Raw genomic sequence first — 6,197 nt, forward strand, 5'->3', positions numbered from 1 at the left:
GTGCGCCGCGCTTCAATCGTCGGAAGCTGATTCCGCACCGGCATGACGGTCGTCGTCGAACAGGCCGAAGGCCGGTGCCGCGCCGGCTTCGTCATCGTGCCGGGTGGTGGTCACCGGCGAGGCAGCGGGGCGACCGCGCGGTGGCGGCAATTGCGTGATGGCGGCTTCCACCGCTTGTTGCAGTTCCAGCCGGCGCGCCTCGGGCAGTTCGTTCCAGTGGCAGTCCTGCAATGCGCCTTCCAGCGAGAACAGCAGGTTCATGCTGCACTTGAAGCCGGCACGCCGCACTTTCATGTAAGCCTCGACCGCGCCGATGGCGGCGATGTCATCCAGCGTGCGCAGGCCAACCTGCCGCAGCCATGCGGCGGATTTCGGGCCGATGTTGCGCATCTTCTCGCTCATCGCAACGATGCCACGAAGGCGTCGGCAATCGCTTCCAGTCCGCGCTGGTCATCGGCGTCGAAGCGCGCACGCAGGGGGCTGTCGAGGTCGAACACGCCGAGCAGGTTGCCGGCACCGTCCACCAGCGGCACCACCAGTTCCGAGTTCGATGCCGAATCGCAGGCGATGTGGCCGGGGAAGGCGTGTACGTCCTCAATGCGCTGGGTCTGCCGGGTACGCGCCGCTGCGCCGCACACGCCCTTGTCCAGCGGGATGCGCACGCAGGCCGGCAATCCCTGGAACGGGCCGACCACCAGTTCGTTGCCATTGAAGAAATAGAAGCCCACCCAGTTGAGGTCGGGCAGCGCGTGATACACCAGCGACGACAGGTTGGCGGCATTGGCGATGCGGTCGCACTCATCGTGCAGCAGCGCGCGCGCCTGCTCCAGCAGTTGCGCGTATTGCTCGGGCTTGTTGCCGGTCAGGGCGGTGGCGGAAAAGCTCATGCCGGCAGTGTAGCAACGGCGGCTGCCGCCGTTACCATCGCGCTTGGCCCACGCTGGAATGCGCGATGTTCTCCGTTTACATCACCGGCACCGATACCGGCATCGGCAAGACGCTGGTCAGTTGCGCGCTGCTGCATGCGCTGCGCGGTCACGGGTTGAGTGCGGCTGGCATGAAGCCGGTTGCCAGCGGCTGCGAACGCATCGACGGGCAGTGGTGCAATGCCGATGCGCTGGCGTTGCAGGCGGCGGGCGAGCTGGGCATCGCCTATGCCGACATCAATCCGTATGCGCTGGAGCATCCGCTTGCGCCGGAACTGGCGGCGCGCGATGCAGGTATCGAAGTCATGTTGCCGCCGATCCTCGATGCGCATGCGCGGCTGGCTGAACGCGCCGACGCGCTGGTGGTCGAAGGCGTGGGTGGCTGGGCCGCGCCGCTGTCGGCATCACTGATGCAGGCCGATCTGGTACGTGCGTTGCGCCTGCCGGTGCTGCTGGTGGTCGGGCTGCGGCTGGGCTGCCTCAACCATGCGCTGCTCAGCGCGCGGGCGATCGCGCAGGACGGTCTGCATCTGGCCGGCTGGATCGCTTCGCATGTCGATCCGGAGATGGCGCGGGTCGAGGACAACATCGCGATGCTGCGTGCGCGCATGCCGGCGGCGTGCTGGGGCGTATTGCCGCATGTACAGGATGCAGGCCCCGCTGCGATGGCGCGGCATCTGCGGATTCCGGTGCTGGCCTGACTTCCGGCACGTGTAGGCCGGGGGTATCCAAAATATAAACTAGCTGGTATAGTATTTGCCCTCAGTCAACCCCCGACCCGATTCGAGGAATCGCCATGCATTCGCGTGCCGCGTTCGTATTCGCCCTGTGTTCCGTGCTTGCCGCCGCTGGTTGCGCCAAGGGCGCAGATCCCGCCGCTGCCGCCGGCCAGCAGATGCCGCCACCGGAAGTGGGCGTGGTGACCCTGCAACAGGGCGACGTGGCCCTGACCAAGGACCTGTCCGGCCGGCTGGCGGCGTTCCGCAGCGCCGACGTGCGCGCCCGCGTGACCGGCGTGTTGCAGAAGCGCGTGTACGAGGAAGGCAGCGACGTGCGTGCAGGCCAGTTGCTGTTCGTGATCGATCCGGCGCAGTTGCAGGCGGCGCTGGCGCAAAGCCAGGCAGCGCTGGCGCAGGCGCAGGCCAATCATGCGAATGCGAAGGCATCGGCGGATCGCGCGCGCACCTTGCTGCCGCAGAAGTTCATCTCGCAGTCCGACTACGACAACGCGCTGGCCGCAGAGCGCAGCGCGGCGGCGGCGGTGCAGGCAGCGAGGGCGGCGGTGCAGGCAGCCAACATCAACCTCGGTTATGCCAGCGTGCGTGCGCCGATCGCCGGCCGCGCCGGACAGCAGAAGGTGACCGAAGGCGCGCTGGTGGGCCAGGGCGAAGCCACCTTGCTGACTACCGTCGATCAGATCGATCCGCTGTACGTGAACTTCTCGCTGAGTGTGTCCGAACTGGAACAGGTGCGCGCCGCGCAGTCCGGCGCGGGCGCTTCGCAGGTGCAGGTGTTCCTGCAGGACGGCACGCCTTACGCGCATGCCGGCACGCTGGACTTCTCCGGCGACGTGGTGGATCCGGCTACTGGCGCGGTCGCGTTGCGTGCGCGTATTCCCAATCCCGACCGCAGCCTGCTGCCGGGCAGTTACGTGAGCGTGCGCGCCACGCTGGGCCAGCAACGCGGTGTGTTCCTGGTGCCGCAGGCGGCAGTACAGCGCGATGCGCAAGGTGCCTACGTGCTGGTGGTGGGGCAGGACGGCAAAGTCGTGCGCAAGGACATCACAGCCAATCAAGCCCAAGGCACCAACTGGGTAGTGCGCGATGGCGTGGCCTCCGGCGATCAGGTGATCGTCTCCGGCCTGCAACGGGCACAGCCCGGGCAGCCGGCCAAGGCTGCACCGGTGCAGCAACGCGCAGCGCCTGCAGGCGCACCGGCGGCACCGGCGAACGAGGGCTGATCCGCCATGTCCCGTTTCTTCATCAACCACCCGATCTTCGCCTGGGTGATCGCCATCCTGATTTCGCTGGGTGGCGTGCTGGGCATCCTCAATCTCGGCGTGGAGTCGTATCCCAGCATCGCACCGCCGCAGATCACCATCGCTGCCGCCTATCCGGGTGCAAGCGCAGATACCACCGAGCGCGCGGTCACGCAGGTGATCGAGCAGCAGCTCACCGGCATCGACAACCTCGACTACTTCAGTTCCTCATCCAGCTCCAGCGGGCGCGCTTCGGTCACCCTGACCTTCAAGCCGGGCACCGACCCGGACATCGCACAGGTGCAGGTGCAGAACAAGGTCTCGCTGGCCACGCCGCGACTGCCGGGCGAAGTGACCCAGCAGGGCGTGGTGGTGGCGAAAGCCAACTCCGGCTTCCTGATGGTGGTGGCGCTGCGTTCGTCCAACCCGGCGTGGGATCGCAATGCGCTGTCCGACCTGTTGGCGTCGCGCGTGCTTGACCAGATTTCGCGCGTGGCCGGCGTGGGCAGCACCCAGCTGTTCGGCGGCGAATACGCGATGAACATCTGGCTGGATCCGGGCAAGCTGCAGGGCTATGGCCTGTCAGCCAGCCAGGCGCTGGCGGCGGTGCGTTCGCAGAACGTGCAGTTTGCTGCCGGTGCAGTCGGTGCTTCGCCGTCGCCGGATGAGCAGACGATGATGGCGACGGTGACGGCGGAAGGCCGTTACAGCACCGCCGAACAGTTCGGCGACATCATCCTGCGCGCGAATGGCGATGGCACCACGGTGCGCCTGCGTGACGTGGCCCGCATCGAAAAGGGCGCATCCAGCTGGGGTTTCGACAGCCAGTACAACGGTGCGCCGGCGGCGGGCTTCGCGGTGCAGCTGGCACCGGGGGCGAACGCGCTGGGCGTGGCCGATGCGGTCAAGAAGCGCATGGACGAATTGCAGGCCAGCTTCCCGCAGGGTGTGACCTGGTTCAGCCCTTACGACACCTCGACCTTCGTGCGCATTTCGATCAACGAAGTGGTGAAGACGCTGGCCGAAGCCATCGTGCTGGTGTTCCTGGTGATGCTGGTGTTCCTGCAGAACCTGCGCGCCACCCTGATCCCGACGCTGGTGATCCCGGTCGCGCTGCTGGGTACGTTCCTTGGCATGTACCTGTTCGGCTTCACCATCAACCAGCTGTCGCTGTTCGGCATGGTGCTGGCGATCGGCATCGTGGTCGATGACGCCATCGTGGTGATCGAGAACGTCGAACGCATCATGACCGAGGAAGGCCTGCCGCCGAAGGAGGCCACCCGCAAGGCGATGGGCCAGATCAGCGGTGCGGTGGTGGCGATCACCGTGGTGCTGGCGGCGGTGTTCGTGCCGTCTGCATTCCAGAGCGGCAGCGCCGGTGAAATCTACAAGCAGTTCGCGGTCACCATCGCGATGGCGATGGCGTTCTCCGCCTTCCTTGCACTGGGCTTCACCCCGGCGCTGTGCGCCACCTTGCTCCATCCGGGCGATGGCCACGAAGGCAAGAACCGTTTCGCGCGTGCCTTCAACCGCGTCTATGACCGCGTGCAGCAGACCTACGTCGGTCACATCAGCAGTGCGATCCGCCACACGCCGCGCTGGATGGCGGTGTTCGCGGCGCTGGTGCTGGCCTGCGGCTTCCTGTTCACGCGCATGCCCGGCAGCTTCCTGCCCGAGGAAGACCAGGGCTACGCGCTTGCCATCGTGCAGTTGCCGCCGGGTTCCACCCTGCAGCGCACGCAGAAGGTGTTCGAGCAGGTGCGCGGCGCGCTGGAGCAGCAGGAAGGTTTCGAGGGCATGATGCAGATCGCTGGCTTCAGCTTCGTCGGCCAGGGTGAAAACGTCGGCATGGCCTTCGTCAAGCTCAAGCCGTGGAGCGAGCGCAAGGTGACGGCACCGGAGTTCATCCAGAAGGCCAACGGTGCGCTGTACGGCATCCGCGATGCGCAGATCTTCGTCATCAACCTGCCCACCGTGCAGGGACTTGGCCAGTTCGGCGGTTTCGACATGTACCTGCAGGCGCGCGCCGGGCAGGAACGTGCGGAACTGAATCAGGCGATGGGTCAATTGCTTGGCGCTGCCGGCGCAAACACGGCGCTGACCGCAGTGCGCCCGAACACGCTGGCCCCGGCACCGCAGTTGAAGCTGGAAGTGGACCGCACGCAGGCGCAATCGCTGGGCCTGTCGGTCACCGACATCTACAGTGCGATCCAGCTGATGCTGGCGCAGGTCTATGTCAACGACTTCGTCGATGAGGGCCGCGTCAAGCGCGTCTATATGCAGGCCGATGGCGCGTTCCGTACCAGCGCGGATTCGCTGGGCCGGTTCTACACGCCCAGCCCGCAGGGCGCTTCGGCCAGCGGCGTGCCGGCGATGGTGCCGTTGTCCAACGTGGTCAAGCACGAGTGGATCGTCTCGTCGCCTTCGCTGAACCGCTACAACGGCTACCCGGCGGTGGAAATCACCGGCTCGCCGGCACCGGGCCACAGCTCGGGCGAGGCGATGCAGATCATGCAGGGCATCGTCGAGGAACAATTGCCGGAAGGCTTCGGCTACGACTGGACGGGCCAGTCCTATCAGGAAATCCTGTCCGGCAATCAGGCGCCAATGTTGATGGCGCTGTCGGTGCTGGTGGTGTTCCTGTGCCTGGCCGCGCTGTACGAAAGCTGGTCGGTGCCGGTGGCGGTGCTGCTGGTGGTGCCGCTGGGTCTTTTGGGCGCGATTTCGTTCTCGCTGCTGCGCGGCCTGCCCAACGACATCTACTTCAAGATCGGCATGATTACGGTGATGGGCCTGGCGGCGAAGAACGCGATCCTCATCATCGAGTTCGCCATCGAACAGCGCCAGCACGGCAAGCCGCTGCGCGAAGCCATCGTGGAGGCCGCGCGCCTGCGCTTCCGCCCGATCCTGATGACCTCGTTCGCCTTCATCATGGGCGTGTTCCCGCTGGCCGTATCCAGCGGCGCGGGTGCGAATGCGCGCCACGCCATCGGCACCGGCGTGATCGGCGGCATGCTGTTCGCCACCTTCCTCGGCCTGCTGATGATCCCGGTGTTCTACGTGGTCGTGCGGCGGATGCTGGGCGACAAGATGGACGAAGCGCCGAAGCTGGAAGCGGACGAAGCCTGAGTGCCTTGATGGCTCCCGGCGATGTTCGCCGGGAGCCAGGCACAAAAAACCCCGCGACTTCGCGGGGTTTTTCCATTGCGTCGATGGTGGCTATGGGTGGACTCGAACCACCGACCCCAGCATTATGAGTGCTGTGCTCTAACCAACTGAGCTACATAGCCGTA

At 66.0% G+C, this 6,197-nt stretch carries 5 protein-coding genes and 1 tRNA gene; 3 read left to right on the forward strand and 3 right to left on the reverse strand.

The annotated features are described in order from the left end of the window. Window positions 1-12 precede the first annotated feature (12 nt). Together QM612_RS08090 and QM612_RS08095 are read right to left on the reverse strand one after the other, a co-directional pair. Window positions 13-402 carry a TfoX/Sxy family protein gene (locus QM612_RS08090; RefSeq protein WP_415253389.1) on the reverse strand — a complete coding sequence of 130 codons (390 nt, stop codon included), beginning with the start codon at window positions 400-402 and terminating at the stop codon, window positions 13-15. Next, entirely contained in the window at window positions 399-887 is a 489-nt protein-coding gene (locus tag QM612_RS08095; RefSeq protein ID WP_415253390.1) for a GAF domain-containing protein, read from the reverse strand. Before QM612_RS08095 ends, QM612_RS08090 begins: the two co-directional genes overlap by 4 nt. Before the next feature lie 65 nt (window positions 888-952). Between QM612_RS08095 and bioD the strand changes: the two genes are divergently transcribed. From bioD to QM612_RS08110, 3 genes are all read left to right on the forward strand, one after another. Continuing rightward, window positions 953-1,627 (forward strand): dethiobiotin synthase, encoded by a 675-nt coding sequence (gene bioD, locus QM612_RS08100; protein ID WP_415253391.1) that lies wholly within the window; start codon window positions 953-955, stop codon window positions 1,625-1,627. A gap of 95 nt (window positions 1,628-1,722) precedes the next feature. Next, the gene (locus QM612_RS08105) at window positions 1,723-2,886 is read left to right on the forward strand and encodes an efflux RND transporter periplasmic adaptor subunit (RefSeq protein ID WP_415253392.1); all 1,164 of its coding nucleotides are present in this window, start codon (window positions 1,723-1,725) and stop codon (window positions 2,884-2,886) included. Window positions 2,887-2,892: 6 nt separating this feature from the next. Continuing rightward, window positions 2,893-6,033, forward strand: a complete 3,141-nt coding sequence (locus tag QM612_RS08110) for an efflux RND transporter permease subunit (protein WP_415253393.1) — start codon at window positions 2,893-2,895, stop codon at window positions 6,031-6,033. Window positions 6,034-6,117: 84 nt separating this feature from the next. On the opposite strand, the gene QM612_RS08115 is transcribed toward QM612_RS08110, so the two are convergent. Next, a tRNA-Met gene (locus tag QM612_RS08115) sits at window positions 6,118-6,194 on the reverse strand. Window positions 6,195-6,197: the final 3 nt, after the last annotated feature.

Source organism: Thermomonas sp. (assembly GCF_047606765.1).
GTDB lineage: Bacteria > Pseudomonadota > Gammaproteobacteria > Xanthomonadales > Xanthomonadaceae > Thermomonas.

Excerpts from the sequence above, each read along its gene's own strand:
- QM612_RS08105 (WP_415253392.1), top strand. The coding sequence starts at position 1,723 with ATGCATTCGCGTGCCGCGTTCGTATTCGCCCTGTGTTCCGTGCTTGCC.
- QM612_RS08110 (WP_415253393.1), top strand. The coding sequence starts at position 2,893 with ATGTCCCGTTTCTTCATCAACCACCCGATCTTCGCCTGGGTGATCGCC.
- QM612_RS08090 (WP_415253389.1), bottom strand. The coding sequence starts at position 402 with ATGAGCGAGAAGATGCGCAACATCGGCCCGAAATCCGCCGCATGGCTG.
- bioD (WP_415253391.1), top strand. The coding sequence starts at position 953 with ATGTTCTCCGTTTACATCACCGGCACCGATACCGGCATCGGCAAGACG.
- QM612_RS08095 (WP_415253390.1), bottom strand. The coding sequence starts at position 887 with ATGAGCTTTTCCGCCACCGCCCTGACCGGCAACAAGCCCGAGCAATAC.